Origin of the sequence: Streptomyces sp. NPDC019890 (genome assembly GCF_044903445.1) — a bacterium.
GTDB lineage: Bacteria > Actinomycetota > Actinomycetes > Streptomycetales > Streptomycetaceae > Streptomyces.
The window spans coordinates 724514-751008 of the sequence record NZ_JBJDQK010000001.1; the positions used below are offsets into that span (position 1 = coordinate 724514).

Here is a 26495-nt window from a genome sequence, read left to right on the forward strand (position 1 = left end):
CGGGATGGGGGCGTGGGGCCATCCGAGGGGTGAATTCAGGATGGCGCGGGCGGGCGGGAGGCGCACGGCGGGGGCGCGCAGCGGGCGCACGGGAGGGGCGGGACAGGCGCACGGTGGCGTTGCACGGCGGGTGCCTGGACGGGCGGCGCGACGGCAGGCCGCACCGGGAGGCCTGTAGCGGCACCAGCCCGGCGCGGGGCGGCGGGCCTCCGGACGGCCGCCGCCCCGGACAGGGCCTAAGCGTCGGCGAGCGCGGCGTTGGCCCGGGCCGTGACCAGGGTCAGCAGTCGGCCCGCGGTCTGCAGGTCCTCGGCCGGCATGCCGCCGTAGAGCCGCTCGGTGATCTCGGCGACGGCCGCCCGGATCCGCCCGTTCAGCGCCCGGCCCGCTTCCGTGAGGCGGAGGCGGGACGTGTCACCGGGCAGGGTCTCCAGCAGCCTCGACTCGGCGAGCTCGCCGATGGTCGCCAGGACCGCCGACTCGTCGATCTTCAATGTGCCGGTCATCCGGGCGACGAGGGCGCTCTGCTCGACGGCCTCACCGCCGCCCGCGACGGCGTTCAGCGCCACCGACTGATTGAACGTGGTGCCGGTGGGAGCCAGCACGGTCTCCAGCAGGGCTCGCGTCGCATAGTGGGCCTGGCCTATGACCTGGCCGTTGAGGGTCGGGGCTGTGGACATCGTTACTCCTCGGTCGGAAGGTCGAGCGGTGCGTCGAGCAGGAGCGCCAGTTCGCGCGAGAAGGCTTCGGCACGTGAACCGTGCAGTCCCCCCAGGGGCTCCAAGAGCTGATCGAGCAACCGCTGGACGACGGTGATCGCGCGATGCGTGACCTCACGCCCCTCGGGGGTGAGCGACAGCTGGACGGCGCGCGTGTCGGCGGGGTCCGGGACGCGCTCCAGGAGACCGGCGGTCTCCAGGGTGCGCGCCAGCTTCGAGACATAGAGCGGTTCGAGGCCGGTGTGGTCGGCCAGCTGACGCTGACTGGGCCGGAGCCCGGAGCGCTGCATGCCGAGCAGGGATGCGACCAGTGAGTACTGCGCGTGGGTCAGACCCAGCGGCGCGACGGCCCGGTCCACGGCGACCCGCCATTTCATCGACAGTCGCCAGACCAGGAAGCCGGGCGTGCGGCCCTCGGATGCTGCACTCATGACAGATACAGTACATAGATACTATGTACATGGCTACTATAAATCCGCGTGGAACCCCGGCCCGTCACGGGCCGGGGTTCGCGGGTTCCGGGGTTCCGGAGTCCTACTTGAGCGTCGCCGACGTCAGACCGGCCTGAACCTGCCGCTGGAAGGAGAGATAGACCACCAGCATCGGGACCATGGCGATCGTGACACCGGCGAACAGCACGGGCAGATCCGTCGCATATCCCTGCTGCTGCTGAAGCTGGACCAGGCCCTGCGTGAGCAGATAGCGCTCCGGATCAGCGTTGTCCTTGGGCTGCATCAGCACCATGGGGAGGATGTACTGATTCCACTGACCGAGCGTGTTGAAAATCCCCACGCTGAGCAGTCCCGGCTTCGCCATCGGCAGCATCACCTGGAAGAACACCCGGGTGTGCGAGGCTCCGTCGATCACCGCCGCCTCGTGCACAGCCGTCGGAAGCGTGCGGAAGAAGGAGTGCATGAAGAACACGGTGAACGGCATCGAGTAGGCGACGTAGACGAGGATCAAGCCCTGATACGTGTTCAGCATCCCGAACCGCTGCACCATGAAGTACAGCGGTACGAGTGCGAGGAACACGGGGAACATGGCCCCGCCGACGAAGAAGTAGTAGATGAGCCGGTTGCCCGGGAACTCGTACCGCGCGAGGACGTACGCGGCCATGGAGCCGAGGAGCATCGTCAAGGGCACCGAGAAGACCAGCACGATCACAGTGTTGGTGAAGTAGTCGCCGATGCCCTTGTCCCAGGCCCGCCCGAAGACGTCCAGGGACCATTCACTCGGCCAGCTGAGGGCTGATCCGCCGATCTGCGCGTCCGTCTTGAACGAGCTCAGCACGAGCCAGAGCAGCGGCAGCACGATCAGCACGGCCCACAGGGCCAGGAAGCCGTGGGAGAACACTTTGAGGGTGATGCCCTCGCTGGAGGGGGCGCCGTGCGGGACGGACCGCCCTCCGGCGCGCTGCCGGGGCACCTGGCCCGTCGACGCGGGCTCTTTGGTGGGTGTGGTCATCGCTCGTCCCCTGCTCAGAACTCGATGCGCTCGCGGCGGGTGGCGCGCAGCGTGACGACGGACAGGATCAAGGTCAGCACAAGCATGACGACACCCATGGCGCAGGCGTAGCCGCTGTTGCCGAAGTAGAGGAAGTTGCGCATCAGTACGGTGGCCATGACCTCGCTGTGGTGGTCGGGACCGCCTCCGTACTGCCCGGAGGTCATCGTCGACACCAGCACGAACAGGTCCATGACCGTGATGCCGAGGTAGACCCAGGACGTCTGCACCGAGTCCCACAGCAGCGGGAGGGTGACCCGGAAGAAGGTCTGGGCCCGGCCTGCGCCGTCCAGCAGAGCCGCTTCGTATATGTCCCTGGGGATGGACTGCATGGCCGCCGAGAAGAGGACGAGATAGAAGCCCACGCCGTGCCAGACGACCACGGCCATCAGGCACCAGAGCACGAGGTCCGGCTCGTTGAGCCACTCGATCGGGCTCGCTGCGTCCACCAGTCCGGCCTTGACCAGAAGACCGTTGAGCAGGCCGCCTTCGTCACTCCGGTACACGGCGCCGAAGAGCACCGCGAGAATCGCCAGGGACAGGACCTGGGGAAAGAAGTAGACGATTTTGTAGACACCGGACCCCCGGACGCCCTTGACGCCTCCGGCACCACCCCGCCCGCCGGCATTCACCATAAAGGCGAAGAAGAGGGCGAGCAGGATGGTGATCACCGGAATGAACACCAGGAACACGATGTTGTGCCAGATCGCGCTCAGGAAGACGTCGTCATCGAACAGAGCGGTGTAGTTGTCGATACCGACGAATCCGAAGGTCTGCGACTGGCCCTTCCAGTCGGTGAACGAGTACCCGATCGTCTGCACATACGGCCAGATCACGAAGATCAGATACAGCGCCAAGGGTGCCAGAAGAAACCCTGTGACGAACCGGTACTGCCCTTTTCGCATGGCGTCCTGTCCCTGGTGTTCCGGGGTGAGCGGGGTGAGACTGCTCAGTCGCGGCGGTTGTTCTTGGCGTTCGGGTCCTTCGCCGCCTTGTCGACCGCCGCCTGGGCCCGCTTCAGCCATTCCGCCGGCTGGATTCGCTTGGCCATGAGTTCGTTGGATGCGTTCTGGATGTCGGTGTCCATCTGGCTGTACCAGTTGGGGTACAGGTAGTTGAAGGTGTTGTCGGCCGCCGCCTTCACCGCGTCCACGGCTGACTTGGTGCCCGGGCGAAGCTGGACGTTCGGGTCCACACCGTCCTTGAGGATGGTCAGCGAGTTCGCCTTCTGGGCGAAGATCGTCGACCATTCCTTGGAGAGCATGGAGCGCAGGAACTGGTGGCCCGCGGCCTTGTTCTTCGCCTTTTCCGGGACGATGAAGGGCTCGCCGGCTCCGGCCCGGATCGCCTCGAAGGGCAGCTTGCTGCCGGGCAGCACCGGCATCGGCAGGAACTTCATGTCGAAGTCGTCCGGAGTCTGCTTGAGCTGCTCGTTCTCCAGCCACGAGCCCGAGGTGATGAACGCGGCCTTGTACTGGTTCCAGCGGGTCTGCGACTCGGTGTGCGTCAGGCCGTTGGTACCGGGCATGAGATAGCCCTTCTCGACCACTTCGTAGACCGCTTCGACGGCCTGCTTGGCGACATTGCTGCCGACGAACGCCTTGGGGTCGAGATTGTCGATCGCCTTCATCGCGTCCAGACCACCGAGCTTGGCGATCAGGTCCATGATGGCGACGTTGATGTAGTACGGGAACTTGCCCTGGTGGGCGAGACCGCCGATGCCCGCGTCCTTGGCCGACTTGCAGACGGCGAGGAACTCGTCCCAGGTCTTGGGCGCCGTCCAGCCCTTCTCCTTGAAGAGCTTGCCCGAGTACCACAACCCCCAGACGGTGTAGACGTAGTTGAGCGAGACGATCTTGCCGCCCTGGAGGCCCTGTTCGGCGGTGCCCGCGATCAGGGTGTCCCGGACCTTCTTGCTCGGGTCGTCGATGGAGGGCGAGTCCAGGACCGGCGCCAGATCGGAGAGTTGGCCGCTCTTGAAGAGCACGTCCAGCTTGATCTGCTGGGCGCCGGAGTCGTCGACGACGTCCGGCGGGTTGCCGCCGTTGAAGCGCGGCTGCAGCTTCCCGGTGATCTCCTGGGTTCCCAGGTGGGAGGACTTGGTCCCCCACTTCTTGTCGAAAGCGGCTTCCCACGCCTTGGCGTAGTCGTCTCCGTAGCCGCCCTTGAAGACGACGACGTCGACCTTGCTGCCCTTGGCCACACCGAACGGGTTGTCCTTGCTGACCTTCCCCTTGGCAGCGCCGTCGTCGTCGCCCCCGCCGCCGGAGGCACACGCGGACAGGAAGCTCATCGTCGGAACGGTGATCAAACCGAGTGCGGCAGACCGCTTGATCAGATCACGACGGCCGAGGCCCTCGTTGTCGGGGGCGGAGGTGGATCCCATGCTCAAGTCCTCGCCTTCTACAGGACTCAGGCGGTGTACCGGTCGCCCGTCCTCGCCTCAGCGAAGGGCCCCGCCACCGCGGTCAGTTGCTGTGTTTTCCCGGGGGGAAACTCAGTGAAGCTTGGGTCGTGCACGGTTGGCAGCGGGAACGGAACTTCTGCGGCGGGCAGTCGATGCACACGCCTGCCCGTCGTTGTCGTCCCCCCTGGCCCGCTGCCTTGTGGAAGAGCTATGCGGGTGCCGACAGGTATAGTCCACTTCCCGCCGACGGAGCAAGATCGAAAGCAAGGTTGGACGGCAGTCTTTCCCGAGTTGAGACCTCGCGGATATCTGAGCCTCGCGCGCGCCCATCCGATCACAGTCGTTTCCCTGAACGACTGAATCCGGCCGCCCCACCCCGTCAACACCCTTGACACCGTCTGGCACTTACCTCCCTACTGGAGCCTGCGCATGCGCCTGACAACGTTGTCCAATGCGGTTTTCCAGCGGCTTCCAACTGGAGGAAAGGCCCGGGATGCAGCCCAGACCCCGACCTCGGCAGAGACAAATCCACGCGGCGGCCTTGGTGGCGGCCGCTTCACTGCTCGTGATGACGGCCCAGTCGGCGGCCGTCGCCCTGCCCGCACAGTCCGCCCAATCCCCCTCGGCGGACCCGGAATTCACCTCGTCGTTCGAGGCGGACGAAGCCCAGCCGGACTGGCGCAATACCGTTGAGGTCGGCGCCGACGGCACGAAGCGCTCGTCCGGCGTCGACGGCGGCTTCGCAAGCGGCATACCGGGCAATGTCACCGATAAGGTGATAGACCTCCGCGCCAGCGACGAGAACACCGGCGCGGGCGAGACCAAGGAGAACCTGGTCGATCTGCAACCGGGCACCAAATGGCTGGGGTTCCAGCCAACGGCCTGGATCGAGTTCGACACGGACACTCCGGTCAAGGTGGTCACCTATGCCCTGACCTCGGCGAACGACTACGACTCGCGCGACCCGAAGGACTGGACCCTCAAGGGCTCGACCGACGGCAAGGACTGGAAGGTGCTCGACACCCGGGAGGGCGAGACCTTCGAAAAGCGCTTCCAGACCAAGACGTACGACATCGCCGACGGGGCCGGCGCCACGGCGTACGCGCACTACCGGCTGGAGATCACCAAGAACAACGGCGCGGACATCACCCAGCTCGCCGATGTGCAGTTCTCCAACGGCGACACCAGCACGCCCACGCCCGACGACATGCGCAGCCTGGTCGACCGCGGACCCAATGGCTCCCCCACCGCCAAGTCCAACGCGGGATTCACCGGAAAGCGCGCTCTGAGGTACGCGGGCACCCACAAGCCGGACGGCCGGGCCTACTCGTACAACAAGGTCTTCGACGTCAATACGGCAGTGCGCCGCGACACCGAGCTGTCGTACCGGATCTTCCCGTCCCTGCCGGAGACGGATCTCAACTACCCGGCCACGAATGTGTCGGTGGATCTGGCCTTCACCGATGGCACCTATCTGAGTGATCTGCGGGCTCTCGACTCGCACGGCGGGCTGCTGACCCCTCAGGGCCAGGGCGCCGCCAAACGGCTCTATGTCAACCAGTGGAACCAGGTCGCGGCCAGGATCGGTACGGTCGCGGCCGGCAAGACGGTCGACCGGATCCTGGTGGCGTACGACTCCCCCAAGGGTCCGGGCAAGTTCCAGGGCTGGCTCGACGACATCTCGATCGCGCCCAAGGCTCCCGAGAAGCGGCTGGCCCATCTTTCGGACTACGCCTCGACCGTCCGCGGCACCAACTCCAGCGGCTCCTTCTCGCGCGGCAACACCTTCCCGGCGACCGCCGTGCCGCACGGCTTCAACTTCTGGACCCCGGTGACCAGTGCCGGGTCCAAGAGCTGGCTGTACGAGTATGCGCGGGGCAACAACGCGGACAATCTGCCCACCCTGCAGGCCTTCAGCGCCAGCCATGAGCCGAGCCCGTGGATGGGCGACCGGCAGACCTTCCAGCTGATGCCGTCCGCGGCGGCAGGCACCCCGGAGACCGACCGGACCAAGCGCGCCCTGCCCTTCCGGCACGAGAAGGAGACCGCGCGTCCGCACTACTACGGGGTCACCTTCGAGAACGGCCTCAAGGCCGAGATCACCCCGGCCGACCATGCGGCGATGATGCGGTTCACCTATCCCGGTGACGACGCGAGCGTCGTCTTCGACAACGTCACCAAGGAAGGCGGACTCACCCTCGATCCGGCCACCAGCTCCTTCACCGGCTTCTCGGACGTCAAGAGCGGACTGTCCACGGGTGCGACGCGGCTCTTCGTGTACGGCGTCTTCGACGCGCCCGTCACCGGGTCGGCCGCCGAAGGGGTCAGCGGCCACCTCCGCTTCGACGCGGGCAAGGACCGCACGGTCGGTCTCCGGCTGGCCACCTCGCTCATCAGCGTCGACCAGGCGAAGAAGAACCTCGCCGACGAGATCCCGGCGGGCACCGGCTTCGAGCGGGTGAAGGACCGGGCGCGGGACGCCTGGGACGAGCTGCTCGGCCGGGTGGAGGTCGAGGGCGCGAACCGCGACCAGCTGACCACGCTCTACTCCAGCCTGTACCGCCTGTACCTCTATCCCAACTCCGGATTCGAGAACACCGGCACCAAGGCGGACCCCAAGCACCAGTACGCGAGCCCGTTCTCGCCGATGACCGGGCCCGACACTCCGACCCGTACCGGCGCAAAGATCGTCGACGGCAAGGTGTACGTCAACAACGGCTTCTGGGACACCTACCGGACGACCTGGCCGGCGTACTCCTTCCTCACCCCCCAGAAGGCGGGCGAGCTGGTGGACGGCTTCGTCCAGCAGTACAAGGACGGCGGCTGGATCTCGCGCTGGTCCTCGCCCGGCTATGCCGACCTGATGACCGGCACGAGCTCGGACGTGGCCTTCGCCGACGCGTACGTCAAGGGAGTGGACTTCGACGCCGAGGCCGCGTACGAGGCAGCCCTGAAGAACGCGACGGTGGTGCCGCCCACCTCGGGCGTCGGCCGCAAGGGCATGGAGACCTCGCCGTTCCTCGGCTACGCCTCCACCGAGACCCATGAGGGGCTGTCCTGGTCGCTGGAGGGCTACCTCAACGACTACGGACTGGCGAAGATGGGCCAGGCCCTCTACAAGAAGACCAAGAAGGTCCGCTACCAGGAGGAGTCCGAGTACTTCCTCAACCGGGCCCGGAACTACGTCAAGCTGTTCGACTCCAAGGCCGGTTTCTTCCAGGGCCGCGACCTGAAGGGCGACTGGCGGGTCCCGTCCGACACGTACGACCCGCGGGTGTGGGGCTATGACTACACCGAGACCAATGGCTGGGGTTACGCCTTCACGGCACCCCAGGACAGCCGCGGCCTCGCCAATCTCTACGGCGGCCGCTCCGCACTCGGCGAGAAGCTCGACGCCTACTTCTCCACCCCCGAGACGGCCTCGCCCGACTTCGTCGGCTCGTACGGCAGCGTCATCCATGAGATGACGGAGGCCCGCGATGTCCGGATGGGCATGTACGGCCACTCCAACCAGGTCGCCCACCACGTCACATACATGTACAACGCGGCGTCGCAGCCCTGGAAGACCCAGGAGAAGGTGCGCGAGGTGCTCTCCCGCCTCTACACCGGCAGCGAGATCGGGCAGGGCTACCACGGCGACGAGGACAACGGCGAGCAGTCGGCCTGGTACCTCTTCTCCGCGCTCGGCTTCTACCCGCTGGTGATGGGCAGCGGCGAGTACACGATCGGATCGCCGCTCTTCACCAAGGCGACCGTCCATCTGGACAACGGCCGCGACCTGGTGGTCAAGGCTCCCAGGAACAGCGCGAAGAACATCTACGTCCAGTCTCTGAAGGTGAACGGCAGGGCCTGGAACTCCACTGCTCTGCCGCATCGGCTGATCGCACGGGGCGGCACGCTGGAGTTCGCGATGGGCTCGAAGCCGTCCCCGTGGGGCACGGGCAAGAACGCCGCCCCGGTCTCCATCACCCAGGACGACAAGGCTCCGTCGCCACGCCACGATGCCATCACGACCGGCGGTCCGCTCTTCGACAACGCCTCCGCGACGGAGGCCACGTTCGAGACGGTTGAGCTGCCGGTGGCGTCGAAGACGCGGGCTGTGCAGTACACGCTCACCTCGTCGGCGCGGGCCAAGGCCCCGGCCGGCTGGGTACTGCAGGGCTCGCAGGACGGGACCGTCTGGAAGGACCTGGACAAGCGGTCCGGACAGAGCTTCGCCTGGGACCGGCAGACGCGCGTCTTCACGGTGGCCGCGCCCGCCTCGTACACCAAGTACCGGCTGGTGGCCACGAGTTCGGCGACGCTCGCGGAGGTGGAGCTGATCTCCTGACACCGACGTTTTCGTCACAGACTGACGGAGCCCCGCACCCGGTTTTGCCGGGTGCGGGGCTGTTTGCACCTTCTGGGAAGGCGTTGGACGCCTCGGCTCCGCTTCAAACCGACTGACGGGTAAAGAGATTGTGCAAAGATCTCGATGATCCAGCGGTGAACTCATGAGGTTCATCGCGCCTCATCACGCACATGGAGAAAATACGTGGCCAATCTTCCCGGCCGTAAGCGCGGGCGAGTCCTGTCGCGTCTCACCGTCGCAGCCATAGCCGCTGCCCTGGTCGGCACGTCCGCCGGGTCCGCCGTGGCCGACACCCCGGCGCCGGCGCCGAAGAGCGCCGACATCGCCGCTTCCGTGGCCGAGCCGTCGAACGCGCCCGCCGCGGCGCAGGCCGGCGCCACCCAGGTGTTCCTTCTCTGGGGTGTGGACAAGAACACGAACGCCTACCTCTACGGTCCGAACGGCAGCGGGGGCTTCGCCACCCGCAGCTTCATCGACGGGGGCTGGGACGCGGTCAAGCTCGCCGCGGCGATCGACCTCAACGCCGACGGCCAGTCCGACGGCGCCTGGACCTGGGACAACGCCGGCTACGTCGCCTTCGGCGACGACGCCGGCAGCAAGCTGGTGGGCAAGGGCTGGAACATCTACAACCTGGTCCTGACCCCGAGCAACCTCGGCGGCACCTCGACGGACGACGTCCTCGCCCGGGACAAGTCCGGTGTGCTCTGGCTGTACAAGGGAACCAGCACCGGCACCCTGTCCACGCGTGTGAAGGCCGGTTCCGGCTGGAACATATACACGCACATCACCGGCAAGGGCGACCTGTCCGGTGACGGCCGCGCGGACATCCTCGCCAAGGACGCGTCCGGCGTGCTGTGGCTGTACAAGGGCACGGGCAACGCTGCCGCGCCCTTCTCGGCCCGCACCAAGGTCGGCTCCGGCTGGAACATCTACAACAAGATCATCGCCAACGGTGACCTGAACCTGGACGGCCGCGCGGACGTCGTCGCGCGCGACGCCGCGGGCGCCCTGTGGCTGTACAAGGGCACGGGCAACGCCGCGGCCCCGTTCAGCGCCCGTACCAAGGTCGGCTCCGGCTTCAACATCTACAACAAGCTGTTCTGATCCGGTAACCGATCGGCCGGCTGATACGGAAGGGCCGCACCCCCGTCACCGGGGGTGCGGCCCTTCTGCCGTACTGCCGTGCTTACTTGCGGATCAGGTTCCGCAGCACGTACTGCATGATGCCGCCGTTGCGGTAGTAGTCCGCCTCACCGGGGGTGTCGATGCGGACGACCGCGTCGAACTCCACACCTGTGTCGGTGGTGACCTTGACCGTGCGCGGCGTGGTGCCGTTGTTCAGCTCGCTCACGCCGGTGAAGGAGAAGGTCTCCTCGCCGGTCAGGCCGAAAGACGCCGCGGAACCGCCCTCCGGGAACTGCAGCGGCAGGACGCCCATGCCGATGAGGTTCGAGCGGTGGATGCGCTCGTACGACTCGGCGATGACGGCCTTGACGCCGAGCAGCGCCGTGCCCTTGGCGGCCCAGTCGCGGGACGAGCCCGAGCCGTACTCCTTGCCGGCCAGGATTACCAGCGGGAGGCCGGCGGCCTGGTAGTTCTGCGAGGCGTCGTAGATGAAGGAAACCGGGCCGCCCTCGACGGTGAAGTCGCGGGTGTAGCCGCCCTCGGTGCCCGGCGCGATCTGGTTGCGCAGGCGGATGTTGGCGAAGGTGCCGCGGATCATGACCTCGTGGTTGCCTCGGCGCGAGCCGTAGGAGTTGAAGTCACGGCGCTCGACGCCGTGCTCCGTGAGGTACTTGCCGGCCGGGGTGTCGGCCTTGATCGCACCGGCCGGGGAGATGTGGTCGGTGGTGACCGAGTCGCCCAGCTTGGCCAGCACGCGGGCGCCGGAGATGTCCGAGACCGGGGTGGTCTCCATCGTCATGCCCTCGAAGTACGGGGGCTTGCGGACGTAGGTGGACTGCGGGTCCCACTCGAAGGTGTTGCCGGTCGGGATCGACAGCGCTTGCCACTGTGCGTCCCCCGCGAAGACGTCCTGGTAGGACTTGTTGAACATGTCCTCGCCGATGGCGTTGGCCACCACGTCGTTGACCTCGGCCTCGGTCGGCCAGATGTCCTGCAGGTAGACCGGCTTGCCGTCCTGGTCGATGCCCAGCGCGTCCTTGGTGATGTCCACCTTCATGGAGCCGGCGAGGGCGTACGCGACGACCAGCGGCGGGGATGCCAGGTAGTTCATCTTGACGTCGGGGTTGATGCGCCCCTCGAAGTTGCGGTTGCCCGAGAGGACGGACGTAACAGCCAGGTCGTGATCGTTGACGGCCTTGGAGACCTCCTCCGGCAGCGGGCCGGAGTTGCCGATGCAGGTGGTGCAGCCGTAGCCGACGAGGTTGAAGCCGACCTTGTCGAGGTAAGGGGTGAGCCCCGCCTTGTCGAAGTAATCGGTGACGACCTTGGAGCCCGGGGCGAGCGTGGTCTTGACCCACGGCTTGCGGGTCAGGCCCTTCTCGACCGCCTTCTTGGCCACCAGCGCGGCGGCGACCATGACGTACGGGTTCGAGGTGTTGGTGCATGAGGTGATCGCGGCGACGGTGACGGCGCCGTGGTCGATCTCGTACGTCGAGCCGTCGGGAGCGGTGACCAGCGTCGGGCGGGTCGGTACGCCGTTGTGCTCGGCGGGGGCGTCGGAGGCCGGGAAGGACTCCTTACCCGCCTCGTCGTCGTTGTCGACGTAGTTGCGGACGTCCTGCGCGAACTGCTCCTTGGCGTTGGCCAGGATGATGCGGTCCTGCGGGCGCTTCGGGCCGGCGATCGACGGGACGACCGTGGAGAGGTCCAGCTCGAGCTTCTCGGAGAAGTCGGGCTCCGCGGCCGGGTCGAGCCAGAGGCCCTGCTCCTTGGCGTACGCCTCGACCAGCGCGAGCTGCTGCTCACTGCGGCCGGTCAGCTTCAGGTACTTGATCGTTTCGTCGTCGATCGGGAAGATCGCGGCGGTCGAGCCGAACTCCGGCGACATATTGCCGATGGTGGCGCGGTTGGCGAGCGAGGTGGCGGCGACGCCCTCACCGTAGAACTCGACGAACTTGCCGACGACGCCGTGCTTGCGCAGCATCTCGGTGATCGTGAGCACCAGGTCTGTGGCGGTGGTGCCGGGCTTGAGCTCACCGGTGAGCTTGAAGCCGACGACGCGCGGGATGAGCATCGAGACCGGCTGGCCGAGCATCGCGGCCTCGGCCTCGATGCCGCCGACGCCCCAGCCGAGCACACCGAGACCGTTGACCATGGTGGTGTGCGAGTCGGTGCCGACGAGGGTGTCGGGGTAGGCCTGGCCATCGCGGACCATGACCGTGCGCGCCAGGTGCTCGATGTTGACCTGGTGGACGATGCCGGTGCCGGGCGGGACGACCTTGAACTCGTCGAACGCGGTCTGGCCCCAGCGCAGGAACTGGTAACGCTCCTTGTTGCGGCCGTACTCCAGCTCGACGTTCTGCGCGAAGGCGTCGTTGGTGCCGAACTTGTCGGCGATGACGGAGTGGTCGATGACCAGCTCGGCCGGGGCGAGCGGGTTGATCTTCGCCGGGTCGCCGCCGAGCTCCTTCACGGCCTCACGCATGGTGGCGAGGTCCACGACGCAGGGAACACCGGTGAAGTCCTGCATGATCACGCGGGCGGGCGTGAACTGGATCTCCTGGCTGGGCTGCGCCTGGGAGTCCCAGCCGCCGAGCGCCCGGATGTGGTCGGCGGTGATGTTCGCACCGTCCTCGGTGCGGAGAAGGTTCTCCAGCAGAACCTTGAGGCTGTAAGGGAGGCGCGCGGAGCCCTCGACCTTGTCCAGCTTGAAGATCTCGTACGACTCGTCGCCCACGCGCAGCGTGCTGCGGGCGTCGAAGCTGTTCGCCGACACGACAGTCTCCTTCATCAATGTGCGCGTACTACCTCAATGCTGCCGCCACGGCTCGTCGCCGATCCGCTAAGGTAAGACTTAGTTAGGTAACCCTTACCGGATGGCGGCTGCGGTACGCCTTTCGGCAGATATCTCGATGTCGAGATAACTCTAGTACATGACCGCTGTTCGGTCATGCCCGGACCTCCCGTGTTCGGCGTCACGCAAGGGTTTGCCATGCCGCCCGCACCGCCGCGGGAGGCAGCCGAGCGGCCCGGTCGGGACGCGGCAGCCGGGTACGCGGATCGCCCGGCTGACCTTCCGACAGATCTGACGCACCGTCGGGCACCACCTGCCAAGAGGCTCACCCATCCGGTCCACCCCACCAACACCGCCATCTCATATCTGAGATAGCGTGCACCCATGGCAGACGACTATCTCGTACGCATCGGCAAGCTCATCCGTGACGCCCGTCAGCACCGGGGCTGGACACAGACGCAACTCGCAGATGCACTCGGCACCAGTCAGAGCGCGGTGAACCGCATCGAGCGCGGCAACCAGAACATCAGCCTTGAGATGATCGCACGCATCGGCGAGGCGCTCGACAGTGAAATCGTTTCGCTCGGCTACGCCGGTCCCATGCATCTGCGGGTGGTTGGCGGGCGCCGGCTCTCCGGCGCCATCGACGTCAAGACGAGCAAGAACGCGTGCGTGGCGCTGCTCTGCGGCTCACTGCTCAACAAGGGCCGTACGGTGCTGCGCCGGGTGGCCCGCATCGAAGAGGTCTTCCGTCTGCTGGAGGTGCTGAACTCCATCGGGGTGCGCACCCGCTGGATCAACGAGGGCCTCGACCTGGAGATCGTGCCGCCCGCGCAGCTCGACATGGACGCGATCGACGCGGAGGCCGCGCGTCGTACCCGTTCGATCATCATGTTCCTCGGTCCGCTGCTGCACCGGATGGACAGCTTCCGGCTGCCGTACGCGGGCGGCTGTGACCTGGGCACGCGGACGATCGAGCCGCACATGATCGCGCTGCGCCGGTTCGGACTGGACATCACGGCGACCGAGGGCATCTACCACGCGAAGGTGGAGCCATCGATCGCGCCCGACCGCCCGATCGTGCTGACCGAACGCGGCGACACGGTGACCGAGAACGCGCTGCTGGCCGCCGCCCGGCACGACGGAGTGACCGTCATCCGCAACGCCTCCTCCAACTACATGGTCCAGGACCTGTGCTTCTTCCTGGAGGCGCTGGGAGTGAAGGTCGACGGCGTCGGCACCACCACGCTCACCGTCCACGGCATCCCCACGATCGACGTGGACGTCGACTACTCCCCCTCCGAGGACCCGGTCGAGGCGATGAGCCTGCTCGCCGCGGCGGTGGTCACCGAGTCCGAACTCACCATCCGCCGTGTCCCGGTCGAGTTCATGGAGATCGAGCTCGCGGTCCTGGAGGAGATGGGCCTCGACCACGACCGCTCCCCCGAGTACGCGGCGGACAACGGCCGCACCCGGCTTGTGGACCTGACCGTGCGCCCCTCCAAGCTGGAGGCGCCGATCGACAAGATCCACCCCATGCCGTTCCCGGGCCTGAACATCGACAACGTCCCGTTCTTCGCGGCCATCGCGGCGGTCGCCCAGGGCAAGACGCTGATCCACGACTGGGTCTACGACAACCGCGCGATCTACCTGACGGACCTCAACCGCCTGGGCGGCCGCCTGCAACTGCTGGACCCCCACCGCGTCCTGGTCGAGGGCCCGACCCGGTGGCGCGCGGCGGAGATGATGTGCCCGCCGGCGCTGCGCCCTGCGGTGGTGGTCCTGCTCGCGATGATGGCGGCGGAGGGCACATCGGTGCTGCGCAATGTCTATGTGATCAACCGGGGTTACGAGGAGCTGGCGGAGCGGCTGAACTCGGTGGGGGCGCAGATCGAGATTTTCCGGGACATTTGATATGCGAGTGCCGCCGCACCCCGTCTGACCTGCAGTGAAGCGGGTCAGGGAGGGGGGCGGCGGCACTCGTGGGACTTCTCTGGGACTTTGAGGCCGAGCCGGGCTCCTACGAGCTGTTTTCCGGGCCCAGCGCCTCCCGTTCGAGGCTACGCGAGGATCACGTCGATGGCGGCGCTGCCGCGTGCACCGGCGCGGGGCAGGAAGTGGGAGTACTTCCGCAGCGTAAACCCGGGGTCGGAGTGGCCGAGCCAGCGCGCCAGCGATACGACCGATTCGCCGGCCTCCAGTTCCTCGGAGGCGTAGAAGTGGCGCAGGGCGTGGAAGCCGTGCTCTCACGACGGCTCCCGGGCGCGAGACCCGTCCGGGGCGCTCTCCTCCAGTGAGGCGATCACCCCGGCCTGGGCCAGAGCGGGCTTCCAGACGTAGGAGTTAGTCCGCACTTTATCGCCTTGCGCTCGCGGCACCTCTCCCGTGGCCGTCCCTCTGGACAGCGCGCAGGATCACGCCAAGGCTGCCTCCGGGTCCGGCACTCCCCACCCCGATTGATCAAGTTCGAGGGGCCATTCGACCAGCCAAGCCGCCGCAGCCGACAGGCATGATGGGAAAGGGATTCATCGGGCGACGCTGTCGTGGAAGCCTGGCAGGCAGTACGTGACGACGGTCGTACGCGCCGAACTCCTGAAGGCGGCCTACGCGGAGCCGCGCTTGCGGCAGCTGTTCCCCTGGACGGGGATGGGCGCCTTGCGATCCGTCCCCTCGGCCCTGGCGGGCCGGGGGAGATCCATGCACCAGACTCTCCCCCTACGCCCTACGCCCTGCGGGCGTGGGCGGTGCCCCCACTCGCTGATCCGGCCTGATCCAAACGAAAGGCCCTAGCCGCAGCCGACGGGAGTTACTGGGTCTCCGCACCGAGACGGTGGGCCCAGCCGCCACAGCGCAGGAGGCCATCGCCATGGTGGTCGAACGCCTTCCAGCAGGCTGTGGCCACGCATCCCTCGGAACCCAGAAGAACTCGCAGAGCACGAGGCCAATACCCGCAAGCCGCAGACGGACTGAGGTTAAGACAGGCTCAGAAGCCGTCTCTCAAGATCCCGGTCAAGCCCCTGCCGCCCGCAGGCACCGAAGGCCCGCCGCCAGCGGTTCGCCGACATCCGCGTCACCCTGAACCGCCGGGCCACCTCCCGGTCACTCGCCCCGGCCTCGATCAGATCAGCGGCCGCGAACCGGATCCGCTCACGCCGAGCCCGCTCCTCAGCCGTCAGCCCACCACCATCCGGATAGCCGTGTACCTGCGGACCCCCAGCACTACCTGCGACGCGGCTGCCCGCTCGTCTACTGCTGACAGCGCTGCCTCCGTCGTGCCATCCGGAATTGATGCTGTCCAGGGGCGTCGATGTGTTGCGGAAGTCCGAAGACCGTGCCGCTCAGAACGTCCCCGCCTGCGCGGCTTTCGCCAGGTCGCGCAGCGCGGCGAGGACCTCTGGATCCGCGTGCGGGGACACTCCGGCGAGGATCACCTCATGCCGACCGGGGTCGGTCTCATGGAGGACGGCGTAGCCGCGGCCGACCTCGTTGTGCCGGGTCAGCGTGAGCAGGCCGAGGTGGGCCGCGGGGCGCGGATCGTCCGGTTCGGACATCGCGAGGGCGGCCAGGAATTCTTTGCATGTCCGCCCGACCAGAACGGAACGGTGACTGCGCAGGTAGGCGCTGGAGGCGTCCCAGTCGGGAGCGAGGAGCACCCAGGAACGTGCGGTCTCCTCGGCTTCCACCTGCCGGTACGCCTCGTCCACGCCATGCTCCCGGATCAGTTGGAGCATCCTCCGGTACGGCTCGACCGCCACCGTCTCCGGGTAGCTGGCCAGTACCTGGGTGAGCAGCGAGGCCGCCCGCTCACCGGCGATCTCGGGATGGGCCGCGGCGTACGCCTTCGACCGTCCTGGCCCCGGGATCGTGAGCCACGTCCTGAGGACCGTGAGCAGCCGCGCATCGGCCAGCCAGTCGGGCATCGGCCCGATCTCCCGGTTCCACAGCTCTTCGAACTGCTCCGGTCCCTCCTCGTACAACTGACGCAGGGTCGTGCGTGTCAGGGACACCGTCGCCTCGTACCGCTCGCCGTCCGGACCGGTGAGCAGCCGCAGCGCTTCCACCGCGTCGGTGAAGCGGGCGGAGAACGCCCTGTCGTGCAGGGTGCGGCAGCGCCAGATCAGCAGGAAGGCCCGGCCGGCCGGCTCGTCGAAGCCCTGGATGACCGTGTGGAGCATGTCGTCGGCCTCGGGCTCGCGTCCCAGCGCCCTCAGCAGATGCCGGACGTTGTCCAGCGACACCGTCAGATCGCCGAGATAGACATCGGGGTGGTCGGCGGCGAGCTGCCGGCGAATCTCCACCGCCCGCTCCGCCAGAGGCAGCGCGCCGGCCGGATCCGCCTGCTCGGTCAGCCGCAGGGACAGGTCGTGTAGCACTCCGGCGAGGAGTGGGCGGTAGGCGTCCGGAGTGCTGTCCGCCAGTTCTTCGAGCAGGGCTATCGCCTCGGTGCCCTGCCGGGCCAGGTGCGCCACCGCGTAGAGCTCGAGGTACGGGTTGACGATGTCGGCTCCGGGTCCGGTGCGTGTGCCGTGGAGGGGGCCGCCAGCGGGCTCGGCACCCGATGGTCCGGGGCCGTTGTTGTCGAACAGCAGCCTGCCCACCGCGAGGTCCACGCGCCCTCCGTCGGCGGGGTCGGCGGACAGATGTTCCACCAACTCCTGGTGGAACAGCCGGTACACGGCCTGTCCCTCCTCGCCGGACTCGACCAGGTACCGGCCGAAGTTCGTCAGCAGCCAGTCGATATCGTCACCGGTGTAGCGCGTGCCCTCGCCGCCGATCGCGGCCGCGAGCTCCGGCCACAGCTCCCGCGTCGGCAGCCCGCGTCCGAAGGACCACGCCAGCGCGGACAGCAGGTGCCTGGCGGTCACAGCGGCCGTGGCGGCATCCTGACCGGGCGGTAGTGTGTGCGCGGCGGTGACGAGATCCTTTTCGAACACGGCCGGGACACTGTCGGCGAGCTGCGCGCGCCATTCCGGAACCGTCGTGTCGGCCGGCCGGACCCGCAGTTGTGACGTCACCATCCGGGCGTAGAGGAACCCTCCGCCGGTGCGCGTCGCCCGTTCGGCGATCTCGGAGGTGATGAGGGCGACCTCCGTGTTCCCGGTGTCTGTCAGTCGGGCGGTGACGTAGTCGGCGAGATCGGTGTCGGAGTCCGTCGCCAGGGCGAGGTCGTGGATATCGGCGTACGGCTTCAGCAGTGACAGCAGCCGGGTCTCCCCGTCGATCGTCCGGTCACGGGTTCCGACCAGGATCAGGGCGTGTCGGCTCAGCGGTTTCAGCAGCTTCTCAACCACCGGCCGCAGCGCACCGCTCTGCACCTCGTCCAGGGCGTCGATGGCCACGACGGGCGGGACGCTCGCTTCGACCACTCGTTCCAGCACCCCATATACGGAGGCCGCGCCACCGGCGCCGAGCCCTTCGGCGATCAGGGTGAGGAGGGACGATAGGCTCTGTCCCCGTGCGTGGACGACCAGATTGATCTCGATTCCGGCGAGGTCGGGCTCGTCGGGAGCCGGTCCCTGGCACGAGGGCATGGCCGCGCGGCGAGCGGGATCCGCCAGAGACACCACATGACCGATCACCGCCGACTTTCCGCAGCCCGCCGGACCGGTCACCACGAGCAGACCCGGTTCACACGCGCGCAGCCAGTTGGCGATCCGAGCCACCGACTGCCGTCGGCCCCTGAAGAACCAGCCGTCCTCACCCGGCGCCAAACCCTGGGCGGCCGGATACAGGACGTCCTCGACGAATCGCTCGGGAGCGCTGCGGGAGTACTTGCTGTTGAGCAGCAGCGGCTCGGACACCCCGTAGCTGGCGGCTTGCGGCTGCTGCGCGTCGTCCCGTGGCCACTCCGCGCACAGCGCCCGGATCAGGTCCTCTCCGGAAATCTTGCTGTTGTGGGCACTCCAGCGCCGTCGGTGCTCGACGGTGGAAGGCCCCTCGCTGAGCAGACGCAGCAGCGCCGACGAGAACTTGCCGTCGACCGCCCGCTCGTAGCTCTGCGCCGAGGCGAGCAGACCAACCCAGATCCGCTTCCCTCCGACGGCCGCCCTGGCCTCCTCGAAGCGCTGGGCAAGCTGGGTGAGTCGTACGATGTCGCTTCCCGCGTAGCAGGTGTCGAGGATCACGAGTATCTGGCGGGCGTCGGCGCGGAGCGCGGTGTCGAGCAGGGTAGCCGGGTCGGTCATCGCGTTCCTGTCGGGGTCCCCGCCAGGGGTGTCCCGGGTGATCAGGCCGAACACGGCACCGTCGTTTCGGGCGTGTCCGGCCCAGTAGATGATGACACCGTCCGACAGATCTCCCAGCCTGCTACGGAACGTCGAGCGGTACTCGGCGTCGGTGGGGTCCTTCATCACCTCGGGTGTCATCCCGCGCCGCGCCAGTTCGTCCGCCATCTTCCGTACGTCGGTGACCGCGCGGGTCAGCTTTTTGTAGTGGTGGTAGTGGGAGATGCCAATCCCGAAGTAGCGGCCTGTCATCCGAGAGAGCCGTCCTCGTCCGGTGCGCTTGTCGGGGACATCCTTCGCATGCGCCCGTCGAGGTCGCGCAGTCGGCCCCTGGAACCGTCCAGTCGCCGTGCCGCGTCATCGAGCCTGGCCAGCAGCAGATCGCGCTGTGCCAGGTCGGCCGCGTCGAGTTCGTCTAGTTGTACGAGGTCCTCCCGCAGTCGCGTGAGGGGAGCGTTGAGCGCGGCGTCGAGCGCGGCTCTCAGCTCACCGAAGATCTCGGTCAGTTGCCTGCGTATCACCGGTTCCATCTCGCCGGGCAGGAGTTCGAGCTGCTTGTCGGCGTAGAGGAAGACCTTCGCCTTGGCCCGGGAGGCGGCGGTGGCGCCCACCAGCCCGATCGCGGTGCCGGCGACCAGTACGGCGGGCCAGAAGAGGACGGCGGACGCCGCTCCAAGGCTGCCCAGTACGAGGCTTCGGGCGATGGACGCGGCGGCCCCGGCACCGGCGGCGAAGGCTCCGGCTCGGGTACCGGTGAGGAACGGCCGAGGGGTCAGAGCTCCCTCCAGCCAGTCGTTGCCGATACCGATCTCCTGCAACCGCTGTCCCCTGTGGCGGATCTCGCCCTCGATCTCCGCACCCAGGTCTTCGAGCAGGGGCTGGAGCAGCGCCGGAGCGGTGTGCGCTCCCCACTCGGTGATCCGCCGACTGACGAATTCGCTGATCTCGGCGCCCGCCTCATGGAGGAGTCGGTTCTGCTGGAAGGCAAGGCCGAGTGCCCGTTCCGAGGGCAGCCTGACCTTCTCCATGTGGTGCGGCAGTTCAAGGCGTATCCGAGCCACTGCCTGCGCGAAGCTGTCGGTCATCAGGCGTTCGGCTTCCCGGTGGCTGGCCGCGAGCCGGTCCTCGGCGTACCGCGAACGCTCGTGCATCGTGCTCAGTTCGCTGCGCACCGCGCTCCGCCGGGCCTGGCGCTCCGCCGCGTCGCTCAGCGCGGTTCTGTGGTGTTCGCTGATATTTCCGCCGATGCCTCGCACCAGTTCCTCGGCCTCGTCGAGGAACGCTCCTAGGTGCAGGTGCTCACGCTCACTCAGGAGAAAGTGCCCCAGGCTCTGTTCCAGGGCGGTGAGGCCGTCGGCCATGACCGTGGGTTCCGGTCCCGCGTCACTCTCCCGGCTGTCGGCGTCCGGCTCATCCGTCATCGCCGCACGGGCCTCGGCCCGGACCGCGTTCGCGTCGCGCCGTACGCGCCACGCCTCGGCCGCGTTCACGACATGGAAACGGTCGTCCGCCAGATTCCGGCTCGCACCCGGCGTCTCGCGCAGCGCCTCACGCAGCAGGTCTCTGGCGAACTCCGGGAAGTGCGCGTCCGTCTGATGGTCGAAGACGTTGAGCACGAAGAAGAGAGGCACGTGCTTCGCGGCCAGCGCGGCCACGTTCTCCAGATCGCTCCGGCTGAAATACAGCATGTCCCCCCGAAAGACCAGCAGAGCCGCGTCGCATCGGCGCACCTGCTCATGTGTGATCGCGGTCCGCATCGGAAGGTCGTCGAGCCCCGGAGAGTCATAGATCGTCAGCCCGGCCCGGCACAGTCGGGCCGGGTATACCAGCGCGAACTCCTTGATTCCACCGAAGCGTTGCTGGGTGGCCTCGTCGTCGGCTTCGCGGGCCCCGCTGGTGAAGGTGTCGAGCGGCCACGTGGCGGTGACCGAGCCGTCATGGCCGTGCGCGGCCACCAGGGGTGTGGTGGCGTACCGGACGGAGGTGAGGACGGGGGTGGTCGGCACGGACGACACCGCCAGCGGCCCGACCGAGGACGGCATCCGCATCGGCGGCGCGGTCTCGGCTAGCAGGGCGTTGACGAGCGTCGACTTCCCGGTCTTGAAGCTTCCCAGGACCATGACCCGGAACTCGTCGTTCTCCAGGGCGGCGACGATCGCCCGCGACCTGGCGGTGAGATCCGACACACCGAACTCCTCGGCGAGAAAACCCAGTTCACCGATCAGCTCCCGGACGACGCCCTTGGTCCGCGCCGAGTGCTCCAGTTGCAGGGCCAGTGACTGTCCGGCCGGCCATCCCATTAATGTCCCCCTGCGGGTCGGTACCTGCACATCACTCATCGCCCCCGGTTTCGTCGGGATCGATCACGACGGTGGCGGTCGCGACCACATTGGTGAGATACCCCTCCCGGTGAGCGCGGCCGACACGGACCTCATAACCTCCCGGAGGCAGATCCACCAGGTCGACCGCGTACCGGCCGTCGCCCTGAGCGATCATCGGTTCGAAGGCCACGTGGGTACCCTCCGCCGGGTCGATCACCTGAACCGCCAGCCGTACGCCGTGGTCGTCGCTCTCGGCGCGGGCGCGCAGCGGCTGCCCGGCCAGGGCGTAGTCGTCGACGTCGACGCCGAGCCGGAACTCGCCGCCGCGGAACTCCGTCTCCGTGCCGGTCAGCACCCCGTCGATGTGCTCGAGCACCGAGCGATGACCGGGCAAGGCGCCGTGCGTCTGCCCGGCGAAGTGCAGTGCGGTGTTCAGGTCCCCGAACCCCGGTGGATAGGCGGCGAATCGCGCCACCGTTCCGTCGCCGCCGCGGTCGAGCCGTGTCCCGTCCGGGGTGAGCATGGTGCGCCGCAGTGTCGCGCCGCACGCGTCGAGTCGTACGGATGCCTTCGTCGGCTGGTCGATGCCGACGACCGGCTGGAACGGGTAGGTCGGTACGGTGGCCAGCTGGGACTGGAACCTCGCGCCGTCCTCGACCGGTGCGCTGCGGAGTCCCGGCAGTCCGCCGACCTCGGAGAGCGTACGGAGCTGCCCGGCGACCTCCACGCACGCATAGCCGGGCAGCAGTTGGTACAGAGAAGGCAGGCTCCGAGCCAGTGCGGAGAGATCGATGCCGATGGGGCCGACTTTCTTGCGCAAGCCGTTCACCAGTCGGTCGACGGCCTGGACGGATCCACGATGCGGTGTTCCCGTCGTCACCAGTCGGCGGATCCGGTCGGCACCGCCCTCGTGCTCGGCGTACCAGCGCGCGACCAGCCCGCCCATGGAGTGGGCGAGGATCACCAGCCGTGCGTCGGAGTGTCCCGACCGCTCGCGCCAGCGCTCCAGGAAGGGCTCGGCGATTTGCTTCAGTCGGCGCCCGTTGTACCGGTTGGACAGCCGCCAGTCGTAGGGGAACAGCAGGAGATTGGCGGGCCGTTCGGGGACGGTCGCGTCGTACGGGGTGAGCGCGTAGCGGTTGCGGAGGTGGCGGCAGAGCCCGGAATAGCCCAGGGATACGCTCCACACGCCGAGGGAGGCGTGGATGCCGCGCACGAGCGATACGGGGACCACGCCGTCGTCGGGCGCCTCGTCGCCAAGGTCCTCGGGGAGCGTGAGCTGTCGGATCCCGCCCCGTAACACCCCGTGCAGCAGCCCGGATCCCTGCCCCCAGACCTCGTGCCCGTGACGGTCGTGGAGCGTACTGCCCATGATCCCCGGGATGACCACCAGGACGTCGGTGAACGGTAAGCGCCCGCCCGGATCTCTCGTCGCCCGCCCCATCACGGCCTCCCCGCCCTGGCGTTCCCGGGTGCGTGGTGTACCACTTCGCCCCCGACTGGCTATCGCTCCCCGGAGTCTAAAATCGGAAATATCCTTCTGTGAGGGAATCACACAAAATGGTGAGCGCGGCCTCGCAGGCAACCGGCCGATCCCTACCCGCACGGACGCTGTGCCTTGACCGGCCGATCACGTGACTGCGGCGTCCGAGGCTTGGCGGGCACCGCCGACTCACTGCCGCCGACAAGCGCAGTGTCGTGGGGGTGATGACCGTGCCGCAGAGAGAACCGGCCGGCCTCGGTGATCTCTACACGGACGTGGCTACCGCCCTTGCCAATCGTCAGAAACCCACGATCACGTAGGGCATAGGCCGAGCGCCAGTCTTCCGGCGCCCAGGCTCGTCGTTGGCTGCGAGCCGTTCGAGAAGCGCGCGCTACCGTTCATTCAGCGTGGACCACCGGTGCACCAGCTCCAGCCGACACCGCACCCGGAAGCCGAAAGAGTGGCCGTCAGCGGCGGGAGTCCTTTCGGACTCTTCTGGGACTTCCGGCTGCGTCAACGGGCACGAGCATGAAACAGTCGAAAGGTCATTTACACAGGTCAGCAACGTGCGGCTGGCCAGCATGGCAGGTCACAGAGCCGACTGGTCTCTTCAGCGACGACATCTGAACGGCGAATGCCGCCGCACCCTCTCTGACCTGCGAAGCAGCGGGTCAGGAAGGGGTGCGGCGGCACCTGTGGGACTTCTCTGGGACTTTGGGCCTGAGCTGGGCTCCTACGGGCCGCTGTCCGGGCCCGACGCCGTCCGGCGCGAGGCTACCCGAAGATCGCGTCGATGGCGGCGCTGCCCCGGGCGCCGGCGCGGGGCAGGAAGTGGGAGTACTTGCGCAACGTGAACCCCGGGTCGGAGTGTCCCAGCCAGCGTGCCAGCGACACGACCGATTCGCCGGCCTCCAGTTCCTCGGAGGCGTAGAAGTGGCGCAGTGCGTGGAAGCCGTGCTCCCGGGACGGCTCCCACACGCGGGACCCGCCCGTGGTGCTCTCCTCCAGCTGAGCGATCACCCCTGCCTCGGCCAAGGCTGGCTTCCAGACGTAGGAGTTGAGGTAGTTCCGGTTGATCGCCTTCCGCTCGCGTCCAGTCACCAGAAGGCTGTACGTCCTCGGCCTCCGGTGCTTGGCTTCCACTGGTGTCTCCGGAGGACGCGGGTCGTCCCAGGGCAGCGTGACCGGCACGGGCGCGAAGAGCTCCATGTGCAGCTGGATTGCCCGCGCCACGCTTGACGGCAGCGGCACGTCCCGGACCTTGCGGCCCTTGGGAAGCGCGAAGCACAGTTTCGCCCGTACCATCTTGACCTGTCGCCGGATATGGACGACTTCCTTGGTGAAGTCGATGTCCTCCACGGCGAGCCCGAGTGCCTCCCCCTGTCGGAGCCCAAGACCCGCACCGATCTCGACGAGGAGTCGGTAGCGGTCCGGCATCGCCGCCCGTACTGCCAGCACACGTTCGGGCGGCCACGCTTCGACCCTGCCGGGCGCGGCAGCCGGCGGACCGATCGTGCTGGACCGGCACGGATTGCGCCCGAGGCGGCGGTCCTCGACGGCAGCCTGGAGGACGCTCGACAGCGTCGCCCAGACGAGACGGATCGAGGTCGGACCGAGGTCTTTCTCCAGCCGCTTCCTCCAGTGGCGCAGATTTTCCGTGCCGATGCCGTTGAGCGGCTGGGCACCGAGATGCGGAACGATGTGTCGGCGCACCCTCTGCTCGATGCGCTCGATCGTGGACGGATCGCCGCTCTGGGAGGGCCACCAGTGCGTCGCGATGTACTCCTTGAGCGAGATGGCCCCGTCGCGCGGATCGACGAATTCTGCTCGGCGGGCGTCCGTCTGAGCCTGGGCGAGCCAGGTCTTGGCGTCCTGGAGCGTGTCGAACGAACGGTCCTTGACTCCAGGAATGCCCTTGACTCGGTAACGCGTGCACTTGCCATACAGCGCGGTGCGTTCGCGTTTACCGGTCTGAGGGTTGGGACGCTTTTTGAGCCATCGGTCTTCTATGTAGCCAGCCAGGGAGAACTCCTCCAGGAAGGGGCTCTACGAGGCGCCGGTGTCAAGCGCTTGTCGTATAGCCGGATCGATGCTGGGGTGCAGCACTCAGAGGACTCAGTGCCGTGTTGGAGCGCGAGTCGGCCTTTTCCTGTTCCTGGATCCAGGCGTCGAGCGCTTCCAAGCGATACATGACTCGGCCGCGTTGGCCCATGCGGAAGCTCGGCGGTCCTTGGCGACGGTGCCGCCATACGTACAGAGTGTGAGGCGAGAGGCCGAGGTACTCGGCTGCGTCCCTGACATTCAGGAACGCTTTGCTGAGGGCGCCACGCGCGTCCGGTGCGGTGGAGGGAGCGGGTAGCGGGCGTGAAGGCATGGGAAGTCCTGTGTGACAGAAGTGAGAGCCGCGGGCGGGTGGAGCATACGGCTCCTGGCCTGCGTCCGCGCCTTGCTGGAAACGGGGTCAGACCCGCGGTCAATCCGCAGATTGGCGCACCGCTACGAATTCCGGGCAGCGCGCTTCGGCTCGCGCTCCAACCCCTGGAACCGTCATTAGCTCATCATTCTTTTCGGCGGTCCTCATTCGCTGCCCTCGATGCTGGCATCCAGCCGGGGGCGGTACGGCTGCGGATCCGTCACGCCCTCGATATGGAGGCTCCCTACGGGCAGCTCAGGCGACACTCGATTCTGCCTTTGGGCAGGGGGGATCAACGAAAGGCGCACGAGGATTCCTTACGGGGTGGTGCAGGAGCGGGCGTGTCCTGCCTTGAGCGGACACGGAATTAGCGGTTGAGCGTCGTTCCTTTCGTGGTTGTTCGGTCCTATGGCCAGCCAAGCGCTGACGCACCTGAAGGCACTCGGAAGTGCGGTCCGCTCCAGGTCCACCGCCAAGCAGCCGGTGCGAACTACATCCATGGTGTGGACGATCCCCGGTTTGGCTAACCGGGCATCGTCGGCTATGTAGGGGCTGCCGCGTGGAATACCCCGCCGCCCGTTTCCGAGCCGGGCCGGGCCGGCGTCAGGAAGCCAGGTGGTACGAACGGAGGCGGGCGTCGCGCCGTCCGTGCCAGGACGAGGAGGCCGTCGGCAGTGAGGCGGCTGAGGTTGCGGACGACGAGTCGTTCGCGTGTGCCGATGGCGCGGGCGATGGGCCGGGTAGCAGCGCCAGGGTGGGCGGCGACGTGCGCGAGGACCGCTCAGTCACAGCGATAGTCGCGTTGCAGCAGGTCTTCAGCGCTATGCGGTCCAGGCGTTCAGGGTGCCGAGGGCGAAGAGGATCGGGGCGGTGACGCGCAGCGAACGAAGAGCGGTCTTGCACAGGTGGGCTCCTTGAATCGGGCCTCGCGCGAGGCGGGGAGCAGCGAAGCTGGCCCGCATCCGGGGACGCGCAGTGGCCGGTCTTTTGCCGGTGCCCGGCTGAGAGCCTGAGCCCTGCCCCTTCGCTGACCTGGTGTTTTCGGGGACGTTGTACGTTGACATGGTCCCGGAATACGTTCCAGTCCCTTTGGGCCCTTTCTCGTCTGCCGTGGGCGAATCTCCGCCGGGCGCCACGCATCCGGCAGCACTGTGT

At 67.5% G+C, this 26495-nt stretch carries 16 protein-coding genes and 1 pseudogene; 5 read left to right on the forward strand and 12 right to left on the reverse strand.

The genetic code is table 11. The features are described from left to right. Window positions 1-236 precede the first annotated feature (236 nt). The 5 genes from ACI2LP_RS03240 to ngcE all read right to left on the reverse strand — a co-directional run bounded on the left by ACI2LP_RS03240 (window position 237) and on the right by ngcE (window position 4608). Entirely contained in the window at window positions 237-680 is a 444-nt protein-coding gene (locus tag ACI2LP_RS03240; protein WP_404722813.1) for a MarR family winged helix-turn-helix transcriptional regulator, read from the reverse strand. Window positions 681-682: 2 nt separating this feature from the next. Next, complete coding sequence (locus ACI2LP_RS03245; RefSeq protein ID WP_404722814.1) at window positions 683-1150, reverse strand: MarR family winged helix-turn-helix transcriptional regulator; 468 nt, start codon at window positions 1148-1150, stop codon at window positions 683-685. A 103-nt stretch (window positions 1151-1253) separates the two neighbouring features. Continuing rightward, a complete protein-coding gene (locus ACI2LP_RS03250; RefSeq protein WP_404722815.1) occupies window positions 1254-2183 on the reverse strand; it encodes a carbohydrate ABC transporter permease in 930 nt (309 codons plus the stop codon). A 14-nt stretch (window positions 2184-2197) separates the two neighbouring features. Continuing rightward, window positions 2198-3127 (reverse strand): carbohydrate ABC transporter permease, encoded by a 930-nt coding sequence (locus ACI2LP_RS03255; RefSeq protein ID WP_404722816.1) that lies wholly within the window; start codon window positions 3125-3127, stop codon window positions 2198-2200. 44 nt (window positions 3128-3171) lie between these two features. Next, window positions 3172-4608, reverse strand: coding sequence for an N-acetylglucosamine/diacetylchitobiose ABC transporter substrate-binding protein (gene ngcE, locus ACI2LP_RS03260; protein WP_404722817.1), 1437 nt, complete (start codon window positions 4606-4608; stop codon window positions 3172-3174). Between the two features lie 514 nt (window positions 4609-5122). Here ngcE and ACI2LP_RS03265 point away from each other — a divergent pair. Together ACI2LP_RS03265 and ACI2LP_RS03270 are read left to right on the forward strand one after the other, a co-directional pair. Next, a complete protein-coding gene (locus ACI2LP_RS03265; protein ID WP_404722818.1) occupies window positions 5123-8959 on the forward strand; it encodes a GH92 family glycosyl hydrolase in 3837 nt (1278 codons plus the stop codon). A gap of 204 nt (window positions 8960-9163) precedes the next feature. After that, the gene (locus ACI2LP_RS03270; RefSeq protein ID WP_404722819.1) at window positions 9164-10084 is read left to right on the forward strand and encodes an FG-GAP repeat domain-containing protein; all 921 of its coding nucleotides are present in this window, start codon (window positions 9164-9166) and stop codon (window positions 10082-10084) included. A gap of 82 nt (window positions 10085-10166) precedes the next feature. Here ACI2LP_RS03270 and acnA read toward each other — a convergent pair whose 3' ends face one another. Continuing rightward, window positions 10167-12881, reverse strand: a complete 2715-nt coding sequence (acnA, locus tag ACI2LP_RS03275; protein ID WP_404722820.1) for an aconitate hydratase AcnA — start codon at window positions 12879-12881, stop codon at window positions 10167-10169. Between the two features lie 402 nt (window positions 12882-13283). Between acnA and ACI2LP_RS03280 the strand changes: the two genes are divergently transcribed. The 3 genes from ACI2LP_RS03280 to ACI2LP_RS03290 all read left to right on the forward strand — a co-directional run bounded on the left by ACI2LP_RS03280 (window position 13284) and on the right by ACI2LP_RS03290 (window position 15978). Next, the gene (locus ACI2LP_RS03280; RefSeq protein ID WP_404722821.1) at window positions 13284-14813 is read left to right on the forward strand and encodes a helix-turn-helix domain-containing protein; all 1530 of its coding nucleotides are present in this window, start codon (window positions 13284-13286) and stop codon (window positions 14811-14813) included. A 651-nt stretch (window positions 14814-15464) separates the two neighbouring features. Further along, the gene (locus ACI2LP_RS03285; protein WP_404722822.1) at window positions 15465-15689 is read left to right on the forward strand and encodes a DUF6193 family natural product biosynthesis protein; all 225 of its coding nucleotides are present in this window, start codon (window positions 15465-15467) and stop codon (window positions 15687-15689) included. Window positions 15690-15765: 76 nt separating this feature from the next. Further along, window positions 15766-15978 (forward strand): hypothetical protein, encoded by a 213-nt coding sequence (locus ACI2LP_RS03290; RefSeq protein WP_404722823.1) that lies wholly within the window; start codon window positions 15766-15768, stop codon window positions 15976-15978. Here ACI2LP_RS03290 and ACI2LP_RS03295 read toward each other — a convergent pair. From ACI2LP_RS03295 to ACI2LP_RS03320, 6 genes and pseudogenes are all read right to left on the reverse strand, one after another. Then, window positions 15947-16198: pseudogene (locus ACI2LP_RS03295) on the reverse strand (helix-turn-helix domain-containing protein); the annotation flags it as partial. The gene ACI2LP_RS03290 and the pseudogene ACI2LP_RS03295 overlap by 32 nt on opposite strands. 39 nt (window positions 16199-16237) lie before the next feature. Further along, entirely contained in the window at window positions 16238-19375 is a 3138-nt protein-coding gene (locus ACI2LP_RS03300) for a caspase family protein (protein WP_404722824.1), read from the reverse strand. Then, complete coding sequence (locus tag ACI2LP_RS03305; protein WP_404722825.1) at window positions 19372-21462, reverse strand: dynamin family protein; 2091 nt, start codon at window positions 21460-21462, stop codon at window positions 19372-19374. The genes ACI2LP_RS03300 and ACI2LP_RS03305 overlap by 4 nt, the downstream gene beginning before the upstream one ends. Further along, window positions 21455-22816: a lipase family alpha/beta hydrolase gene (locus tag ACI2LP_RS03310; protein ID WP_404722826.1), complete on the reverse strand. Its 1362-nt coding sequence runs from the start codon at window positions 22814-22816 to the stop codon at window positions 21455-21457. The genes ACI2LP_RS03305 and ACI2LP_RS03310 overlap by 8 nt, the downstream gene beginning before the upstream one ends. Window positions 22817-23701: 885 nt before the next feature. Further along, on the reverse strand, window positions 23702-24640 hold the full coding sequence (locus ACI2LP_RS03315; RefSeq protein ID WP_404722827.1) for a tyrosine-type recombinase/integrase: 939 nt from the start codon (window positions 24638-24640) through the stop codon (window positions 23702-23704). Between the two features lie 349 nt (window positions 24641-24989). Then, complete coding sequence (locus tag ACI2LP_RS03320; RefSeq protein WP_404722828.1) at window positions 24990-25301, reverse strand: helix-turn-helix transcriptional regulator; 312 nt, start codon at window positions 25299-25301, stop codon at window positions 24990-24992. Between the last annotated feature and the right edge of the window lie 1194 nt (window positions 25302-26495).

Coding starts and splice junctions, on each gene's coding strand:
- ACI2LP_RS03240 (WP_404722813.1), bottom strand. CDS start 680: ATGTCCACAGCCCCGACCCTCAACGGCCAGGTCATAGGCCAGGCCCAC.
- ACI2LP_RS03245 (WP_404722814.1), bottom strand. CDS start 1,150: ATGAGTGCAGCATCCGAGGGCCGCACGCCCGGCTTCCTGGTCTGGCGA.
- ACI2LP_RS03250 (WP_404722815.1), bottom strand. CDS start 2,183: ATGACCACACCCACCAAAGAGCCCGCGTCGACGGGCCAGGTGCCCCGG.
- ACI2LP_RS03255 (WP_404722816.1), bottom strand. CDS start 3,127: ATGCGAAAAGGGCAGTACCGGTTCGTCACAGGGTTTCTTCTGGCACCC.
- ngcE (WP_404722817.1), bottom strand. CDS start 4,608: ATGGGATCCACCTCCGCCCCCGACAACGAGGGCCTCGGCCGTCGTGAT.
- ACI2LP_RS03265 (WP_404722818.1), top strand. CDS start 5,123: ATGCAGCCCAGACCCCGACCTCGGCAGAGACAAATCCACGCGGCGGCC.
- ACI2LP_RS03280 (WP_404722821.1), top strand. CDS start 13,284: ATGGCAGACGACTATCTCGTACGCATCGGCAAGCTCATCCGTGACGCC.
- ACI2LP_RS03290 (WP_404722823.1), top strand. CDS start 15,766: ATGGTGGTCGAACGCCTTCCAGCAGGCTGTGGCCACGCATCCCTCGGA.
- ACI2LP_RS03300 (WP_404722824.1), bottom strand. CDS start 19,375: ATGACAGGCCGCTACTTCGGGATTGGCATCTCCCACTACCACCACTAC.
- ACI2LP_RS03305 (WP_404722825.1), bottom strand. CDS start 21,462: ATGAGTGATGTGCAGGTACCGACCCGCAGGGGGACATTAATGGGATGG.
- ACI2LP_RS03310 (WP_404722826.1), bottom strand. CDS start 22,816: ATGGGCAGTACGCTCCACGACCGTCACGGGCACGAGGTCTGGGGGCAG.
- ACI2LP_RS03320 (WP_404722828.1), bottom strand. CDS start 25,301: ATGCCTTCACGCCCGCTACCCGCTCCCTCCACCGCACCGGACGCGCGT.